This is a genomic window from Pseudomonas sp. NPDC079367 (assembly GCF_044542195.1).
In the GTDB taxonomy this organism is placed as follows: domain Bacteria; phylum Pseudomonadota; class Gammaproteobacteria; order Pseudomonadales; family Pseudomonadaceae; genus Aquipseudomonas.
The window spans coordinates 487247-504693 of record NZ_JBITTW010000001.1 but is presented as its reverse complement, the minus strand read 5'-3'; the positions used below and the strand labels follow the sequence as shown (position 1 = coordinate 504693).

The 17447-nt window shown below is 61.3% G+C and carries 14 protein-coding genes; 12 read left to right on the top strand and 2 right to left on the bottom strand.

Going from position 1 to position 17447, the window contains the following annotated elements:
* Window positions 1–2: 2 nt before the first annotated feature.
* The 12 genes from cobN (at window position 3) to ACIGDJ_RS02060 (ending at window position 14482) form a co-directional block, all read left to right on the top strand.
* The gene (gene cobN, locus ACIGDJ_RS02115) at window positions 3–3851 is read left to right on the top strand and encodes a cobaltochelatase subunit CobN (protein ID WP_397478223.1); all 3849 of its coding nucleotides are present in this window, start codon (window positions 3–5) and stop codon (window positions 3849–3851) included.
* Window positions 3852–3921: 70 nt separating this feature from the next.
* Window positions 3922–4932 (top strand): ATP-binding protein, encoded by a 1011-nt coding sequence (locus ACIGDJ_RS02110; protein ID WP_397478222.1) that lies wholly within the window; start codon window positions 3922–3924, stop codon window positions 4930–4932.
* Entirely contained in the window at window positions 4848–5597 is a 750-nt protein-coding gene (locus tag ACIGDJ_RS02105; protein ID WP_101159606.1) for a VWA domain-containing protein, read from the top strand. Before ACIGDJ_RS02110 ends, ACIGDJ_RS02105 begins: the two co-directional genes overlap by 85 nt.
* A gap of 288 nt (window positions 5598–5885) precedes the next feature.
* Window positions 5886–7445: a transporter associated domain-containing protein gene (locus ACIGDJ_RS02100; RefSeq protein WP_397478221.1), complete on the top strand. Its 1560-nt coding sequence runs from the start codon at window positions 5886–5888 to the stop codon at window positions 7443–7445.
* Between the two features lie 424 nt (window positions 7446–7869).
* Entirely contained in the window at window positions 7870–8718 is an 849-nt protein-coding gene (locus ACIGDJ_RS02095) for a transporter substrate-binding domain-containing protein (protein WP_101159418.1), read from the top strand.
* A 51-nt stretch (window positions 8719–8769) separates the two neighbouring features.
* Window positions 8770–9432 carry an amino acid ABC transporter permease gene (locus tag ACIGDJ_RS02090; RefSeq protein WP_101159419.1) on the top strand — a complete coding sequence of 221 codons (663 nt, stop codon included), beginning with the start codon at window positions 8770–8772 and terminating at the stop codon, window positions 9430–9432.
* Between the two features lie 9 nt (window positions 9433–9441).
* Window positions 9442–10104, top strand: a complete 663-nt coding sequence (locus tag ACIGDJ_RS02085) for an amino acid ABC transporter permease (protein WP_101159420.1) — start codon at window positions 9442–9444, stop codon at window positions 10102–10104.
* Complete coding sequence (locus ACIGDJ_RS02080; protein WP_397478220.1) at window positions 10101–10892, top strand: amino acid ABC transporter ATP-binding protein; 792 nt, start codon at window positions 10101–10103, stop codon at window positions 10890–10892. The genes ACIGDJ_RS02085 and ACIGDJ_RS02080 overlap by 4 nt, the downstream gene beginning before the upstream one ends.
* Before the next feature lie 31 nt (window positions 10893–10923).
* A complete protein-coding gene (locus tag ACIGDJ_RS02075) occupies window positions 10924–11313 on the top strand; it encodes a RidA family protein (RefSeq protein WP_016774497.1) in 390 nt (129 codons plus the stop codon).
* Between the two features lie 129 nt (window positions 11314–11442).
* Window positions 11443–12207: an IclR family transcriptional regulator gene (locus ACIGDJ_RS02070; protein WP_101159422.1), complete on the top strand. Its 765-nt coding sequence runs from the start codon at window positions 11443–11445 to the stop codon at window positions 12205–12207.
* 38 nt (window positions 12208–12245) lie between these two features.
* Window positions 12246–13460, top strand: coding sequence for an amino acid deaminase (locus ACIGDJ_RS02065; RefSeq protein ID WP_101159423.1), 1215 nt, complete (start codon window positions 12246–12248; stop codon window positions 13458–13460).
* 86 nt (window positions 13461–13546) lie between these two features.
* Window positions 13547–14482 carry a sugar kinase gene (locus tag ACIGDJ_RS02060; RefSeq protein ID WP_397478219.1) on the top strand — a complete coding sequence of 312 codons (936 nt, stop codon included), beginning with the start codon at window positions 13547–13549 and terminating at the stop codon, window positions 14480–14482.
* Between the two features lie 44 nt (window positions 14483–14526).
* On the opposite strand, the gene ACIGDJ_RS02055 is transcribed toward ACIGDJ_RS02060, so the two are convergent.
* A complete protein-coding gene (locus ACIGDJ_RS02055; protein WP_007912322.1) occupies window positions 14527–14802 on the bottom strand; it encodes a peptidylprolyl isomerase in 276 nt (91 codons plus the stop codon).
* Between the two features lie 52 nt (window positions 14803–14854).
* A complete protein-coding gene (locus ACIGDJ_RS02050; RefSeq protein ID WP_101159425.1) occupies window positions 14855–17392 on the bottom strand; it encodes a PAS domain-containing protein in 2538 nt (845 codons plus the stop codon).
* Window positions 17393–17447: the final 55 nt, after the last annotated feature.

The following is a 17447-nucleotide window of genomic DNA, read 5'->3' as shown; positions in this document are numbered from 1 at the left end:
CCATGCACCTGCTCAGGACTCAGCCCGGCGGATTCGTCTCGGATGACAACATTGCCGACCTCGGACAAACCCCCGCCGAGCTGGTGATCCTGTGCAGCGGCGATTCCAGCCTGGCGCTGCTTGCCGAGGCGGCGCAGCAGCTGCCGGATGATTATCCGAGCTTGCGTCTGGCCAACCCGATGCAGGTGCAGAATCATGCGTCGGTCGATTTGTACGTGGACGAAGTGCTGCGACACGCCAAGGTCATTCTCATCTCGCTGCACGGCGGCATCGCCTATTGGCGCTACGGCGTCGAGCGGCTGATCGAACTGTCCGAACGCGGCGTGCAACTGATTCTGGTACCGGGCGATGACCGTCCGGACCCGGAGCTCAGCGACTTGAGCACGGTCAGCGCTCAGTCACGCGATCGACTCTGGCAGTTCCTGCGTCAGGGTGGCATGGGCAATGCGCTGGATTTCTTCCGTTGCCTGGGCAACCAATGGTTCGCCCGCGATTACCCGTGGAGCGAGCCGCAGACCCTGCCGCGCACGGCCATTTATCACCCACGGAAAAACACCGCCGCCCTGAGTGACTGGCAAGCCGAATGGCTGCCCGATCAACCTGTGGCGGCGCTGTTGTTTTATCGCTCGCATTTGCAGGCCGCGAACACCGCGTTCATCGATGTGTTCTGTCAGCGTTTGCAGGCGGCCGGGCTCAATCCGCTGCCGATCGCGGTGGCCAGTCTTAAAGAGCCAGCCTGCCTGGCGGTGGTCGAGGATTGGCTGGATGAAGTCGAAGCGGGGGTGATTCTAAACACCACCGGGTTCGCCCAATCGAGCCCGGAAGCACCGCATCTGCGCCCGTTTCGCCGCAATATCCCGGTGATTCAAGCGATCTGCGCCCAAGACAACGAGCCCGGCTGGCGCGCCAGCGAGCAGGGCCTCGGGCCGCGCGACCTGGCGATGCATATTGCCTTGCCGGAACTCGACGGGCGCATCATCAGCCGGCCGATCAGCTTCAAGGATCTGGCCTGGCGCAGCGAGCGCAGTCAGTCCGACGTGGTTTGCTACCGCGCCCAGCCCGAGCGCATGGATTTCGTCGCCGAACTGGCGCGGCGCTGGATTGATCTGGCGCGCGTGCCCGATGGCGAAAAGCGCATTGCGCTGATCCTCGCCAACTACCCGACCCGCGACGGTCGCATCGGTAACGGTGTCGGTCTCGATACGCCGGCGGCAGCGCTAAACATTCTGCGGGCATTGCGCGGCGAGGGTTATCCGGTCACGGCCGAGTTGCCCGACAGCGGCACCGAGCTGATTCAGCAATTGCTCGGCGGCGTCAGCAACGACCTCGACAGCCTCGATCTGCGCCCCTGTCAGCAGAGCCTGGCGATGGACGATTACCTGGCAATGTTCAACGCGTTGCCGCAGGCCAATCGCGCTGCGGTGCTCGAGCGTTGGGGATCGCCACACAATGATCCGATGTGCCGCGACGGTCGCCTGATGATCGCCGGTCTGCGTTTCGGTCTGACCTTTGTCGGCATCCAGCCGGCCCGGGGTTATCAGGTCGATCCGAGCGCGGTCTATCACGACCCGGATCTGGTTCCGCCGCACGGTTATCTGGCCTTCTATTTCTGGTTGCGCAACACCTACGGCGCGCATGGCGTGATCCACGTCGGCAAGCACGGCAACCTCGAATGGCTACCGGGCAAAGGTGTCGGCCTCTCGGACAATTGCTGGCCGGACGCACTGCTCGGGCCGCTGCCGAATATCTATCCGTTTATCGTCAACGATCCGGGCGAGGGCGCCCAGGCCAAACGGCGCACGCAGGCGGTGATCATCGACCACCTGATGCCACCACTGACGCGCGCAGAAACCTATGGGCCGCTGCGCAATCTGGAGGTGCTCGCCGATGAATATTACGAGGCGCAACTGCTTGATCCGCGCCGCGCGCGTGAGCTTCAGCGCGACATCCTGCAATTGGTCCGGGACACGCAGATCGACCGCGAACTGCAATTGGACGCTGCGCTGGACAGTGACGCCGATGCGGCGATCTGGTTGCCGCGTCTGGATACTTATCTGTGCGATCTGAAGGAATCGCAGATTCGCGATGGTCTGCACATTTTTGGTGAATCGCCGAGCGGGCGCTTGCGCATTGACACGTTACTGGCGTTGCTACGGATTCCGCGCGGTGATGGCAAGGGCGCACAGTCGAGTCTGTTGCGGGCGTTGGCCAAGGCGTTTGAACTGGGCTTTGATCCGCTGGATTGCGCGTTGGCCGATCCGTGGAGCGGCCCGTGTCCCGGCGAGTTGCAGTCCGTCAGCGATGAAGTCTGGCGCACCGCTGGCGACACCCGCGAACGCCTCGAATTGTTTGCCACCGACCTGATCTCCCAAACACTGGATTTCCCCTGTGGGAGCGGGCTTGCTCGCGAAGGCGGAGTTTCAGTCGACGACCCTTTGCCTGACACACCGCTTTCGCGAGCAAGCCCGCTCCCACAAGGGCCGGGGTGGGCTGAGGTTGATTCGATACTCGAGCATCTGCGCGAAGTCGTCGCCCCACGCCTGGACGCTTGCGGCGCGGCCGAAATGCGCGGGCTGCTCGATGCGTTGCGCGGTCGTTTCGTCCCCGCCGGCCCCAGCGGCGCGCCCAGCCGTGGCCGCCTCGACGTGCTGCCGACCGGGCGAAACTTCTATTCTGTAGATGTGCGCAACCTGCCCACCACCACGGCGTGGCGCATCGGTTTCCAGTCCGCCACGCTGATTCTCGAGCGGCACCTGCAGGATCATGGCGATCACTTGCGTCAATTGGGCTTGTCGGTCTGGGGCACCGCAACCATGCGCACAGGCGGCGATGACATCGCCCAGGCCATGGCGCTGATGGGGGTGCGCCCGGTCTGGGCCACGGGCAGTCAGCGCGTGGATGATTTCGAAATTCTGCCGCTGAGTCTGCTCGATCGCCCAAGGGTCGACGTGACGCTGCGGGTCTCGGGTTTTTTCCGTGATGCGTTTGCCAATCTCATCCGCCTGTTCGACGCCGCCGTGCAAGCGGTGGCCGCGCTGGACGAACCGGATGACTTGAATCCACTCGCCGCCAAAGTGCGTGCCGAACGCGAGGCGCTGTTACAAGCGGGCGCCGACGAAGACACTGCGCGGCGTCAGGCCGGATGGCGGATCTTCGGCGCAAAACCGGGTGCATACGGCGCCGGGGTGCAAGGCGCGATCGATGGGCGCCTGTGGCAGACCCGCGAAGACCTCGCCGAGGTCTACCTGAATTGGGGCGCCTACGCTTATGGCGGTGCAGACGATGGCACCGCCGCCCGCGAGCAATTCAGTCAGCGCCTTAGCCAGGTGCAAGCGGTGCTGCACAACCAGGACAACCGCGAGCATGACTTGCTCGATTCCAATGATTACTACCAGTTTCAGGGCGGTATGCTCGCGGCAGTGGAAAGCCTGCGCGGCGAGGCGGCGGCCAGTTATCACGGCGATCACAGCCAGCCGGATCTGCCGAAGATCCGTACCTTGAAGGAAGAACTGAACCGCGTCGTGCGCTCGCGAGCGGTGAATCCGAAGTGGATCGACGGAGTCAAACGCCACGGCTATAAAGGTGCGTTCGAACTGGCGGCGACGGTTGATAATCTGTTCGCCTTCGACGCGACTACGCAATTGATCGACGACCATCAATATGCCTTGCTGGCGGATGCGTATTTGCTCGACCCGGCGACGCGGGATTTTGTACGTGAACATAATCCGCATGCGCTGCGCGACATGACCGAGCGCATGCTCGAGGCGCAGCAGCGGGGGATGTGGCAGGAGCCGGGGGCCTATAAAGAGGCGCTTGAAAACCTCCTGCTGGACATTGAAGAAGACACCTGACACACCGCGATTCCCTGTAGGGCCGAGCCCGCAGTTGAAGCAATTCACTGACCATGACCGAGTACCCACAATGACCGACACCCCGCATTTCCCGCTCTCTGCCGTGGTCGGCGCCGACGATTTGAAACTCGCCCTGTGCCTGACCGCCATCGACCCGAAAATCGGCGGCGTGCTGATCGAAGGTCCGCGTGGCATGGCCAAGTCGACGCTGGCCCGGGGCCTGGCGGATCTGCTCGCCAGCGGTCCATTCGTCACTTTGCCGTTGGGCGCTACTGAAGAGCGGCTGGTCGGCACCCTCGATCTCGACGCAGCCCTGAGCAGCGGTCGCGCACAATTCTCCCCCGGAGTTTTGGCCAAGGCTGACGGTGGCGTGCTGTACGTCGATGAGGTCAATCTGCTGCCGGATCATCTGGTGGACCTGCTGCTTGATGTCGCCGCCAGCGGCACCAACCTGATCGAGCGCGATGGCATTTCCCATCGGCATTCGGCGAAATTCGTCCTGATCGGCACCATGAACCCCGAAGAGGGGGAACTGCGGCCGCAACTGCTTGACCGTTTCGGTTTGAACGTCGCGCTCAGCGGTCAAACCGCGCCCACCGAGCGCGGGCAGATCATCCGTCGGCGGCTGGATTTCGATAGCGATCCGCGAGCGTTCTGCGCGCAATGGGAAGGCGAGCAGCACATCTTGCGTTTGCGTTGTGAAAACGCACGTGAGCGCTTGGCTGACATCCCGCTGGATGATGCAGCATTGGCGTTGATTACCGAGCGCTGTTTCGCTGCTGGCGTTGATGGCTTGCGCGCCGATCTGGTCTGGTTGCGCGCGGCTCGCGCCCATGCCGCGTGGCGCGGGGCGGATGCAATTGCCCAGCAGGACATCGACGCGGTGGCCGAATTCGCCCTGCGCCATCGTCGTCGCGAACAATCTTCATCCGGCGCTGAGCCGCCTGCGCCGTCGCCGGCGGGCGCAGAAAGCAATTGCGACGCAGGGCAGGGCCAGTGGGGCGAAATGCCGGCGACAGCGCAAGTGACCGGCGCTCGCCGCGAAGTGCCGAGCTGGCCGCCGCTGGCAAAAAAGCCCTAGGCATTCGCCCCCGATCCGACGCGGGGGCGAATGCCAGACCCCGCGCCGGACAACTCGATAACGGCCGTCAAGGGCAACGGCAGGCGGCCAGCAGCGGCGCGGTGAACTGGCCGGGCACGCTGCTCAATGGCCACCCTCAGCGGCGCGCTGATCTGCTGTTTCATCAACGCACTCGTTCGCCCCATGAAATCTGGCTGGTCATCGTCGACGCTTCGGCTTCGACCCGTCGCCATCAGGCCCTGAGCGATGCCAAAGGCGTGCTCGCACAACTGTTCGACGATGCTTACCGCCAACGGGCGCGGCTGGCCTTGCTGACGGCCAGTGGCGCCGCGCCGAAGTGGCAGGTGCAAGGCTTGAAAGCCTCAAGCGGCCTGCGTGTCTGGCTCGACAAGCTGGGCGCCGGTGGCGGGACGCCGTTGCTCGCGGCGCTGGCGCAGGCGCAGCAGTGGTTGTCCGTGCGGCGCAAGCGTTTTCCCGCTGAACAGCAGCGCTGTCTGATCGTGACCGATGGTCGCTTGAAAGAACTGTCCGGACTGCCGGTGCTCACCTGCCCGGGATTGCTGATCGACATCGAGCGCGGGCCGATACGACTGGGCCGAGCAAAGGAACTGGCGACCGCGCTGCAAGCGCAGTATCAGCATATCGATGCGCTGGGTTTGAGCTGAACATTAGATTCCTGCTGTTGATACAGATTTTGAAATGATTTGCTGCTGTGGAGCAGGCCGGTTGAACCTGTACGCTCCAAGGCCATTTTTCATTCAGGATTTACATGAACACCCTCTTGGAGCCTCCCAGTCAACACTCCCCAACGCGCCTTCACGCGATCTTGATCCATTCGCAGCACCCCGTCTTTCGACTTCCGACTATCGTTGATAACGCGGCCCTTGAGCCTTCGCGTTGCACTTCGCCGTGTCCGGCAGCCTGAATTCACAGAATAGAGATCGAGACGTTTTATGGAATGGTTAGCGGATCCCACGGCCTGGTTAGGCCTGTTGACTCTGATCGTGCTGGAGCTGGTGCTGGGTATCGACAACCTGGTGTTTATTGCAATTCTTGCCGACAAACTGCCGCCGCATCAGCGTGATCGCGCGCGGATCATCGGTCTGTCGCTGGCGCTGATCATGCGACTGGGCCTGTTGGCGAGTATCTCCTGGCTGGTCACGCTGACGCAGCCATTGTTCGAGGTGTTCGACAAGAGCTTCTCCGGACGTGATCTGATCATGCTGTTCGGTGGTGTGTTCCTGTTGTTCAAGGCCACCATGGAATTGCACGAACGGCTCGAAGGCCACGTCGGCGAGCGCTCGACCAACAGTGCCTATGCGCTGTTCTGGCCGATCGTGGCGCAGATCGTGGTACTCGACGCAGTGTTTTCCCTCGATGCGGTGATCACCGCCGTAGGCATGGTCGATGAATTGGCAGTGATGATGATCGCCGTGATCATCTCCATCGGCCTGATGATTGTCGCCAGCAAACCGCTGACGCGTTTTGTCAACGCGCACCCGACCGTGATCATGCTGTGTCTGGGCTTCCTGATGATGATCGGTTTTGCCCTGACTGCAGAAGGTCTGGGTTTCCACATCCCGAAAGGTTATCTGTACGCGGCCATCGGGTTCTCGATCCTGATCGAAGTGTTCAACCAGATCGCCCGTGCACGCCGCAAGCGTTCGATGCAGGGCTTGCGGCCCTTGCGCGAGCGCACTGCCCATGCGGTGATGCGTTTGCTCGGTGGGCGCAAACTGGCCGTGGAGGAAGTTGGCGAAGAGATTTCCGATTTGCTCGATAACGGTGAGGCGCCGGTCGCCGAACTGTTCGACCGCCGTGAGCGGGTGATGATCAGCGGCGTGCTGCAATTGGCGGAGCGTGCGATTCGCCACCTGATGACGGTGCGCGCCGACGTTGACCTGATTGACCTTGCCGATGATGCAGAAACCATTCGTACGAAGTTGATGCATTCGTCCTACTCGCGCTTGCCGTTGATTCGCGATGGTGCGGTGGATGAGCCGTTGGGCTTCGTGCACAAGAAGGAGTTGCTCAAGGAATACCTGGCCGGCAACGAGCCGAACCTTGAGCATCTGGCACGCAAGACCATCAATCTGCTCGACAGCTATTCGATCCTCAATGCGTTGGAACAAATGCGCGCGGCGTCGACGCACATCGCCTTCGTCGTCAATGAGTTCGGTGACTTTGTCGGCGTGCTGACCATGACCGACATCCTCGAATCCATCGCCGGCGAGTTACCCGATGCCAGCGAAATCGAAGGTCCGGATGTGGTCGAAGAGCACAATGGTTTCCTCGTCAGCGGTGCGCTGCCGTTGGCTCGCGTACGCCAGCGCACCGGCTTCGGTGCCGAACCGACCGAGGACTATCAAACCATGGCCGGGTTGGTAATGAGCCTGCTTGATCGGTTGCCGATCACCGGCGATCAACTGCAATACGAGGGCTGGCAGCTGACCGTCAGGGCGGTTGAAGAGCGGCGGGTGACACGGGTTTTGCTGGAGCGTGCTGCCGCGTAATACCGAGTTCTGTAAAGGCTGCCGGCCTCTTCGCGAGCAAGCTCGCTCTCATGTCTGAACGCAGTCAGATGGGAGCGAGCTTGCTCGCGAATGCAATTTGGCAGGCACCTGCGATCCCTTCCTGACAGTTGTTCAGATTGTCTTGATTGCCACGGTCACAGTCGACCGTGGCACTTGGTTGTTTTTGGTGCGCCGCGCCATTGCATGTGGCGCGAATACCCGCCTCGTGTAGCCAAAGGTAGCGCGCGTTGAGGGCGTGCCGGGTAACAGCGGCATTACATTCATCGCATCCACCTGATTTCAAAAACATTTCATTGCGCTGCAGATTCCTTTGACAGGCTGTGGCACACTTTCTGCTGTTCATTCCGTAGTAACAAACCGAGTTCCGGTATAGCGGAATAAACACCTCTCAGGAGTGCTTGCCATGCATCGCCGTCCTTCGTTAATCAAAGCGTGTGTTTTTGTTCTTGCAGCGTCTTCTTCGGTCATGGGCCTGGCCCAGGCGGCTGACAGCAAGCTCGACAGTGTCCTGGCCCGTGGCAAGTTGATTGTCGGCACCGGCAGCACCAATGCGCCGTGGCACTTTCAGGGCGCGGACGGCAAGTTGCAGGGTTTTGATATCGACATCGCCAGGATGGTGGCCAAGGGGCTGTTCAACGATCCAGGCAAAGTCGAGTTCGTGGTGCAGTCGTCCGATGCGCGGATTCCCAACCTGCTGACCGACAAGGTCGACATGAGCTGCCAGTTCATCACCGTCACCGCCAGCCGTGCGCAGCAAGTTGCGTTCACTTTGCCGTACTACCGCGAAGGCGTCGGCCTGCTGTTGCCGAACAACAGCAAGTACAAGGAAATCGAAGACCTGCAAGCGGCGGGCGATGACGTCACCGTCGCGGTGCTGCAGAACGTGTACGCCGAAGAGCTGGTGCATCAGGCATTGCCCAAGGCCAAGGTCGACCAGTACGACAGCGTCGACCTGATGTATCAGGCGGTGAATTCCGGGCGCGCCGATGCCGCCGCCACCGACCAGTCCTCGGTTAAATACCTGATGGTGCAGAACCCTGGCCGCTACCGCAGCCCGGCTTACGCGTGGAGCCCGCAGACCTACGCCTGCGCGGTCAAACGTGGCGATCAGGACTGGCTGAACTTCGTCAACACCGCGCTGCACGAAGCCATGACCGGAGTTGAATTTCCGACTTACGCCGCGTCGTTCAAACAGTGGTTCGGTGTTGATCTGCCGTCGCCTGCCATCGGTTTCCCCGTCGAATTCAAATGATCCCGTGAGAGTGGGGCGATTTCAGTCGCCCCGCTCAAGGTACTGCTGACCATGAACTATCAGTTGAACTTTGCTGCCGTGTGGCGCGATTTCGACACCTTGCTGGCGGGGCTCGGTTTAGGCTTGCAGCTGGCGCTGGTGTCGATCGCCATCGGCTGCGTGATCGGCCTGCTGATGGCGTTTGCCTTGCTGTCGAAGCATCGCGCCTTGCGGGTGCTGGCCTCGGTGTACGTCACGGTGGTGCGCAACACGCCGATCCTGGTGTTGATTCTGTTGATCTACTTTGCCTTGCCGAGCCTTGGGATACGTCTGGACAAGATCCCGTCGTTCATCATCACGCTGTCGCTGTATGCCGGCGCATACCTGACCGAGGTTTTTCGCGGCGGCTTGCTGAGCATTCCCAAAGGCCAGCGCGAAGCGGGGCTGGCGATCGGCCTCGGCGAATGGCAGGTCAAGGCTTACGTCACCGTGCCGGTGATGCTGCGTAATGTCTTGCCGGCGCTGTCGAACAATTTCATTTCGCTGTTCAAGGACACTTCGCTCGCCGCTGCGATTGCGGTGCCGGAGCTGACCTATTACGCGCGCAAGATCAACGTCGAAAGCTACCGGGTGATCGAAACCTGGCTGGTGACCACGGCGTTGTATGTCGCGGCCTGTTACTTCATTGCCATGCTGCTGCGTTACCTCGAGCAGCGCCTGGCGATCCGCCGATAGGAGGCTGCAATGTACCAATCTCCCAGTTGGTTGCATGAATTGTGGCTCGCCCGCGAGCCGTTGTGGCAGGGCTTTCTGACCAGCGTGCAAGTTTCGGCGCTGGCCATTGTGCTGGGCACGCTGCTTGGTGTGGTCACCGGGCTGATCCTGACTTACGGCAGATTCTGGATGCGCGCGCCGTTCCGGGTTTACGTCGATCTGATTCGCGGCACGCCAGTATTCGTGCTGGTGCTGGCCTGCTTCTACATGGCGCCGGCGCTCGGTTGGCAGATCAGCGCGTTTGAGGCCGGCGCTCTAGGGCTAACCCTGTTCTGCGGCTCGCACGTTGCCGAAATCGTACGCGGCGCGTTGCAAGCCTTGCCGCGCGGCCAAATGGAGGCGGGCAAAGCCATTGGCCTGACGTTCTACCAATCCCTCGGCTACGTACTGTTGCCTCAGGCGCTGCGGCAGATCCTGCCGACCTGGGTCAACTCGTCCACCGAAATCGTCAAGGCTTCGACCTTGCTCTCGGTGATCGGCGTCGCCGAATTGCTGCTCAGCACGCAACAGATCATCGCCCGAAACTTCATGACCCTGGAGTTCTATCTGTTCGCCGGTTTTCTGTTCTTCGTCATCAACTACGGCATCGAATTACTCGGCCGGCACATTGAAAAGCGGGTGGCCCTGCCATGACTCAAGTTCAAGTTGCTTCACCGGATCAGGCGCTGCTGGACATTCGCGGCCTGCACAAACAGTACGGCGCAGTGGAAGTGCTCAAAGGTGTCGACCTGAGCATGCAGCGCGGCAACGTCGTCACGCTGATTGGCTCCAGCGGCTCGGGCAAGACCACGTTGCTGCGTTGCGTGAACATGCTGGAAGAATTCCAGGGCGGGCAGATCCTGCTCGACGGCGAATCCATCGGCTACGACGAGATCAACGGCAAACGGGTTCGCCATCCGGAAAAAGTCATTGCCCGTCATCGCGCGATGACCGGCATGGCGTTCCAGCAATTCAATCTGTTCCCGCACTTGAGCGCGTTGCAGAACGTCACGCTGGGCCTGCTCAAGGTTAAGAAGATGCCCAAGGACGAAGCCGTGGTGCTCGCCGAAAAATGGCTCGAGCGCGTCGGCCTGCTGGAGCGGCGCAATCACTTTCCCGGTCAGTTGTCCGGCGGCCAGCAACAGCGCGTAGCAATCGCCCGGGCCATCGCGATGAACCCGAGCCTGATGCTCTTCGATGAGGTCACCTCTGCCCTCGACCCGGAACTCGTCGGCGAGGTGCTTAACGTTATCAAGGGGCTGGCCGAGGACGGCATGACCATGTTGCTGGTGACCCACGAGATGCGTTTTGCCTTCGAGGTCTCGGACAAGATCGTCTTCATGAATCAAGGGCGCATCGAAGAGCAGGGGCCTCCCAAGGAACTGTTCGAACGCCCGCAATCGCCGCGTCTGGCTGAATTTCTCAAGAACACGCGGTTTTGAATCTGCACTTTTGCAATCAGGAGAAACACCCATGAGCATTACGCGTTACGGCACTGGCAGCACCGCCGCCGGCGGCCAGCCTCGTCCCTTCGCCCGCGCTGTTGAAGCGGATGGCTGGCTGCATGTGTCCGGTCAGGTACCGGCGGTGGATGGCGAGATCATTGTCGGCGGCATCGTTGAGCAGACCCACCAGACCATGAAGAACCTGATCGCGATTCTCGAAGAGGCCGGTTATGGCCTGGAGGATGTGGTAAGGGCCGGTGTGTGGCTGGACGATCCACGGGATTTCAGCAGTTTCAACAAGGTCTTCGCCGAGTATTTCAAACCCGAACACGCCCCGGCCCGGGCGTGTGTGCAGGCGAGCATGATGGTCGATTGCAAGGTTGAGATCGACTGCATTGCCTACAAGAAGAAGGCCTGAGGCAACGCGGCTCTTGTAGGCGCTGCCGAAGGCTGCGATCTTTTGGCATTTTTGGATGCGCCAAAAAGGCAAGATCAAAAGATCGCGGCCTGCGGCAGCTCCTACAGGGAATATCGAGTGAGTAATGACATGACCGAAGACACCATCAAACGCCGGGCACGCGGTCTGGACCGGGCGTTCGATATCCTCGATTTTCTCAAGGAAATCGGCCAGCCGCTGCGCCCCAATGACATCGCCAGCGGCATCGGCGGTCCGAAATCCACGGTCTACGAACTGGTCGCGTCCCTGCTCGAACGACGGATTCTGGAGCCGGTGGGCAAGGACGGTCACGTCTATCTGGGCCGGCAGCTGTATTTTTTAGGCCAGGCGCATCTGCGTCATTTCGACCTCAGCCGCGAGGCCGACCACGCTCTGCAGGAAATCGTCAGCCAGACCCGCGAAACCGCGCAGATGTGCCTGCTCAACGGGCGCAAATACACGGTGGCGCTGATGAAAGAGGGCGAGCGGCATTTCCGTATTTCCTCCGACATCGGCGAGAACGCGCCGATCCCGTGGACGGCCTCCGGGCGCCTGCTGCTGGCGCATCTGAGCGATCAGCAGATCATCGACCTGATCGATGAGGACGACTACATCCTGCCCGACGGCGAACGCCTGCCGCTGGAACGCTTTCTGGCAGAGATTCGTCAGGCCGGCATCGATGGGTTCTTCTCCTTCGACAGCGTCGCCGACACCTTCACCCATTGTTTCGCCGCGCCCGTCAAAGACCCGCAAGGCGTGGCCATTTGTACCTTGTGCATCGTCGCCCCACGGGCCGATGCGAAAAACAATTACAACGACTATCGCCGGGTTTTGATCGAGAGCGCCAACAGCCTCGCCCGGCGTATCAACGAATAACCGCGGCTGCCTGCGGCCGCGACTGTGAGGATTGGACCATGACGACTGCCATCAACTCTGCCGTGGAAAAGGGCGACGCCACCATCGGCGCACAGCTGACCCGCGACGTCAGCCTGCCGGCGCTGGTGCTGCACCGCGAAGCGCTGGAGCACAACATTCGCTGGATGCAGACATTTGTCAGTGACAGCGGCGCGGAACTGGCGCCCCACGGCAAAACCAGCATGACCCCGGCGTTGTTCAAGCGACAGCTCGACGCCGGCGCCTGGGGCATTACCCTCGCCAGCGCCACTCAGACCCGCGCCGCTTATGCTCATGGCGTGCGACGGGTGTTGATGGCGAATCAGTTGGTCGGCACGCCGAACATGGCGCTGATTGCCGATCTGCTGGCCGATCCGTCGTTCGATTTTTATTGCATGGTCGATCATCCGGACAACGTCGCCGACCTCGGGGCTTACTTCGCCTCGCGTGGGGTCAAACTCAACGTGATGATCGAGTACGGTGTGGTCGGCGGGCGCTGTGGTTGCCGCAGCGAGCAGGAAGTCATCGAACTGGCCAGGGCCATCGACGCGCAACCGGCGCTGGCACTGACCGGCATCGAAGGTTACGAAGGCGTGATCCACGGCGATCACGCGGTCAGCGGCATCCGCGAGTTCGCCGCATCGCTGGTGCGCCTGGCGGTGCAGTTGCAGGACAGCGGCGCTTTCGCAATTGCCAAACCGATCATTACCGCATCCGGTTCTGCCTGGTACGACCTGATCGCCGAATCCTTCGAAACGCAGAACGCCGCTGGCCGCTTCCTCAGTGTGTTGCGCCCGGGCAGCTACGTGGCGCACGACCATGGCATCTACAAAGAGGCGCAGTGCTGCGTGCTCGACCGTCGCAGCGACCTGCACGAAGGCCTGCGCCCGGCGCTGGAAGTCTGGGCTCATGTGCAGTCGCTGCCGGAACCGGGTTTCGCGGTGATCGCGCTGGGCAAGCGCGACGTTGCATTCGATGCCGGTTTGCCCGTGCCGTTGTTGCGCTACAAGGCCGGCGTGGTGCCGGCGGCGGGTGAGGATGTCGGTGCATGCAAGGTCACGGCGGTGATGGATCAACATGCGTTCATGACGGTGGCACCGGGCATTGAGCTGCGGGTCGGCGACATCATTTCCTTTGGTACCTCGCACCCGTGCCTGACGTTCGATAAATGGCGGGTGGGGTTGCTGGTAGATGAGCAGTTGGCGGTCATCGAGACCCTGGAGACTTGCTTCTAAGGCTTGAGACCGCGTTGCGGCCATTCGCGAGCAAGCTCGCGAAGACGCCAGTCCAGACACCATCGATCAACCAGAGACAGCACAAAATGAACACCCTCAGCCCCCAGGGCCCGAACATTCCACATGTCGCCCTCATCGGCGAATGCATGATCGAACTGCAGCAACGCGCCGACGGCAGTCTGCAGCAAAGCTTCGGTGGCGATACGCTCAATACGGCGGTGTACCTGTCCCGCGCGATGGGTGACAAGGCGCAAGTCGATTACGTAACAGCGCTGGGTGATGACAGTTTCAGCGACGCCATGTGCCAGATCTGGCGCAGCGAAGGTATCGGCCTCGAACTGGTGCAGCGTTTGCCCGGTCGACTGCCCGGTTTGTACTGCATCCAGACCGACGCCAGCGGCGAGCGGCGTTTCCTGTATTGGCGCAACGAAGCGGCGGTGCGCGATTGCTTCACGACACCTGCGGCTGAACCAGTCCTTGCGGCCTTGCCCGACTACGATGTGCTGTATTTCAGCGGCATCACCCTCGCCGTGCTCGGCATGCAGGGGCGCGCTCGCCTGGTCAAGACGTTGAGCGAAGCCCGGCAGCGCAATGCGCGTATCGTTTTCGACAATAACTACCGCCCACGCCTGTGGGCTTCGGTGGAAGAGGCGCGGGCGGCGTATCGCAGCGTTTTGCCTTACGTCGATCTGGCGTTACTCACCGTAGATGACGAACAGGCGCTGTTCGGTTTTGCCGATGGCGAAGAAGTGTTCGCCGCTTATGCGCAGTTCGGCACGCCGGAAGTGGTGCTCAAGCGTGGCGCCGAGGCGTGTCTGATTCGTTGTGCGGGGGAGGCGTTTGAAGTCCCGGCGCTGAAGGTTGAAAAGGTCGTCGACACCACGGCGGCAGGGGATTCGTTCAGTGCGGCGTATCTGGCCAGGCGCCTGCTCGGCGGCAGCCCGGCAGAGGCGGCGCAGGCGGGACATGAATTGGCCAGTCGGGTGATTCAGGTGCCCGGAGCACTGATCCCCAAAATCTGAAATCCAATCCCTTGCACTCGTCAGCTCCTACACAGCTGCAGTGATCAATCGCGGTAAAACACCTGCACCAGGTGATAACCAAACTTGCTCTTGATCGGCCCATGCACGGTGCGCAGCGGTTTCTTGAAAATCACCGCATCAATCGCGCCGACCATCTGCCCCGGCCGCACTTCGCCCAGATCGCCGCCGCGCTTGCCCGACGGACAGGTCGAAAACTTCTTCGCCAGCACATCGAACGCCTCGCCCTTGGCGATGCGCTGCTTGAGTTGTTCGGCCTCTTCGGCGGTTTTCACCAGAATGTGGCGGGCTTGGGCTTTCATCGTGCAATACCTGATAACGGGGCGACGGCGGGGCGCGCGATTATGCCTCAAGTCACGGGGTCGGGTTGATCAACTTGCGAATCTTGCTCGCCAGCACTTCGAGGACAAATGGCTTGGCGACCATGTCCATACCTTCTTCAAGGAAACCCTGACGTTCGGCAGCAATTTGCGCGTAACCGGTCATGAACAGCACCTTCAGCTCCGGACGATGCTGCCGGGCAATCTCCGCCAACTGGCGACCGTTCATGCCGGGCAGCCCGACATCGGTGACCAGCAGATCGACGCGCCGCGCAGACTCGAGCAACGGCAGCGCGGTCTGAGCGTTTTGCGCTTCGACGGTTTTGTAGCCCAGCTCCTTGAGCAGATCGAGCACCAGCATGCGCACCGCCGGATCATCCTCGACGACCAGCGCGGTTTCACCAGTCGATGACGCCGCGATCGGTTCGGCATTCTTCACCGACACCGCCTCGGCATCCAGTTCAAGCAAGCGCGGCAAGTACAGGCGCACACAAGTGCCTTGCCCCGGCACGCTGTCGAGGCTGACATGCCCGCCCGACTGCTGGGCGAAACCGTAAATCATCGACAGCCCGAGCCCGGTGCCCTGGCCGATCGGCTTGGTAGTGAAAAACGGGTCAAACGCCTTGGAGCGAATTGACGGCGTCATGCCGGTGCCGTTATCGCTGACCGCGAGCATCACGTATTCCCCGGCCTTCACCGGCTCGAGAATGGTGATGTCACTGCTGTCGAGATACACGTTGGCAGTCTGGATCAGCAACGTGCCGCCTTCCGGCATCGCATCGCGGGCGTTGATCACCAGATTGAGCAGCGCGTTTTCCAGCTGACTCACGTCGGTGCTGACTGGCCAAACCTCTTCGGGCAGGCGCAGTTGCAGATCGATGGCATCGCCCTTGGTGCGGCGGACGAGGTCTTCCAGCGAATGCACCAGTTCGTTGACGTTCAGTTGTTTGCGGTCCAGCGATTGGCGCCGTGAGAACGCCAGCAAGCGATGCGTCAGCGCCGCCGCGCGATTGGCCGAGGACACCGCCGCCTCGGTGAATCGGCCGATCTCATCGGCGCGACCGTTGGCGATGTAGCGCTGCATCAAATCCAGACTGCCGATGATGCCGGTGAGCATGTTGTTGAAGTCGTGGGCAATGCCCCCGGTGAGCTGGCCGACGGCTTCCATCTTCTGCGCGTGGCGCAAGGCATCCTCGGCGCGCTCGCGCTCGAACATCTCGTTCTGCAAACGCTGGTTGGCCTGGGCCAGTTGCTCAGTGCGCGCGCTGACCCGCTCTTCAAGCGTTTCGTTGAGATTGCGCAGGGCTTCTTCGGTTTTCTTGCGCTCGGTTTCGTCAATCACAAAGATGTAGAAACCGTTGACCGCACCGTCTGCGCCGTGACGTGGCAGATAGTTCATCAGGGCATGACGGGTGCTGCCGTCGCGGTGGGGGGTGTAGAAACTGAAGGAACACGAGCGCCCGGCCAGCGCTTCAGCGATATAAGGCGCACGCAGGAAATACGCCTCTTCGCCGATGACTTCGCGGATTGTGCGCCCATACAACTCCTGCGGTGTCAGGCCGTACCAATCGAGATAGGCCGCGTTGTTGAGGCGAAAACGTTCTTCTGCGTCGACGTAGCTGATCAGGATCGGCATGGCGTTGATGATCAATTGCAATTCGGTCTGGCTCTGACGCAGCGCCTGTTCCGTGTGTTTGCGTTCGGTCAGATCCAGCGCCGCGCCGAGAAACCGCATCGGCCGACCATGATGGTCCTTGTAGCAGCGCCCGCGTGCGAACACCCAGCGCAACGTGCCATCGGCCTGCAACAAGCGGTATTCCTCGGCGTACTCGGTGCCATGAGTAATGCAATGTTTGATGCCACGCGCGACCATGGCGCGGTCTTCCGGGTGCACCCCGTGCAGATATTCGCTGATCGGCAACTGTCCGGCCCCGGCCGGATCGACGCCATGCAATTCGGCGAAGTGCGCATCGGCGATGAAGCGATCTTCACCAATGTCCCAATCCCAGGTGCCGACCGCGTCGGTGGCGGCGAGGGCCAGTTGCAGGCGCTCTTCGGACTGACGCTGGGCCTTGAGGCTTTCCTCGGAGCGGCGCTGCAATTCAAGGGCGATGCGGCGGCGTTCGTTGGTTTCGATGGCGGTGATCAGAATTCCCGCCACCTGTGCGGTTTCATCACGAATCGGGCTGTAGGTCAGATCCAGCCAGAAATCGGTTTTTTTACCGTCGCGTTGCACGCTGAAACGCTGCTCGCTGAAGCTGCGCACCTGGCCTTGCAGTACCGCCTGATAAATCGGTTCGGAAAAATCCCGCACTTCCGGCCAGACCTCATGCGTCGGCTGCCCGAACGCCTCGGGATGCTTGCTGCCGGCGAGCAGGGCGAAACCATTGTTGTAGATCTGCGTCAGCTCAGGACCCCATAACAACAACATCGGCATCGGCGAATGAAGCACGATATCCACGGCCGTGCGCAGGCTTTGCGGCCAGGTGCCGGCGGCGCCCAGCGGGCTGCGGCTCCAGTCGGTGCGGGCAATCAGGGCCTGAGCGTCATCGGTGGTGGGTACAGCATTCATGTTTCAATCCTGAGCGTGGTTCTGTGAGACGGGGTCTATCATTGTTGCAGGAGCC

Coding starts and splice junctions, on each gene's coding strand:
- ACIGDJ_RS02075 (WP_016774497.1), top strand. CDS start 10,924: ATGAGCATTACGCGTTACGGCACTGGCAGCACCGCCGCCGGCGGCCAG.
- cobN (WP_397478223.1), top strand. CDS start 3: ATGCACCTGCTCAGGACTCAGCCCGGCGGATTCGTCTCGGATGACAAC.
- ACIGDJ_RS02065 (WP_101159423.1), top strand. CDS start 12,246: ATGACGACTGCCATCAACTCTGCCGTGGAAAAGGGCGACGCCACCATC.
- ACIGDJ_RS02055 (WP_007912322.1), bottom strand. CDS start 14,802: ATGAAAGCCCAAGCCCGCCACATTCTGGTGAAAACCGCCGAAGAGGCC.
- ACIGDJ_RS02070 (WP_101159422.1), top strand. CDS start 11,443: ATGACCGAAGACACCATCAAACGCCGGGCACGCGGTCTGGACCGGGCG.
- ACIGDJ_RS02100 (WP_397478221.1), top strand. CDS start 5,886: ATGGAATGGTTAGCGGATCCCACGGCCTGGTTAGGCCTGTTGACTCTG.
- ACIGDJ_RS02110 (WP_397478222.1), top strand. CDS start 3,922: ATGACCGACACCCCGCATTTCCCGCTCTCTGCCGTGGTCGGCGCCGAC.
- ACIGDJ_RS02050 (WP_101159425.1), bottom strand. CDS start 17,392: ATGAATGCTGTACCCACCACCGATGACGCTCAGGCCCTGATTGCCCGC.
- ACIGDJ_RS02095 (WP_101159418.1), top strand. CDS start 7,870: ATGCATCGCCGTCCTTCGTTAATCAAAGCGTGTGTTTTTGTTCTTGCA.
- ACIGDJ_RS02085 (WP_101159420.1), top strand. CDS start 9,442: ATGTACCAATCTCCCAGTTGGTTGCATGAATTGTGGCTCGCCCGCGAG.
- ACIGDJ_RS02080 (WP_397478220.1), top strand. CDS start 10,101: ATGACTCAAGTTCAAGTTGCTTCACCGGATCAGGCGCTGCTGGACATT.
- ACIGDJ_RS02060 (WP_397478219.1), top strand. CDS start 13,547: ATGAACACCCTCAGCCCCCAGGGCCCGAACATTCCACATGTCGCCCTC.
- ACIGDJ_RS02090 (WP_101159419.1), top strand. CDS start 8,770: ATGAACTATCAGTTGAACTTTGCTGCCGTGTGGCGCGATTTCGACACC.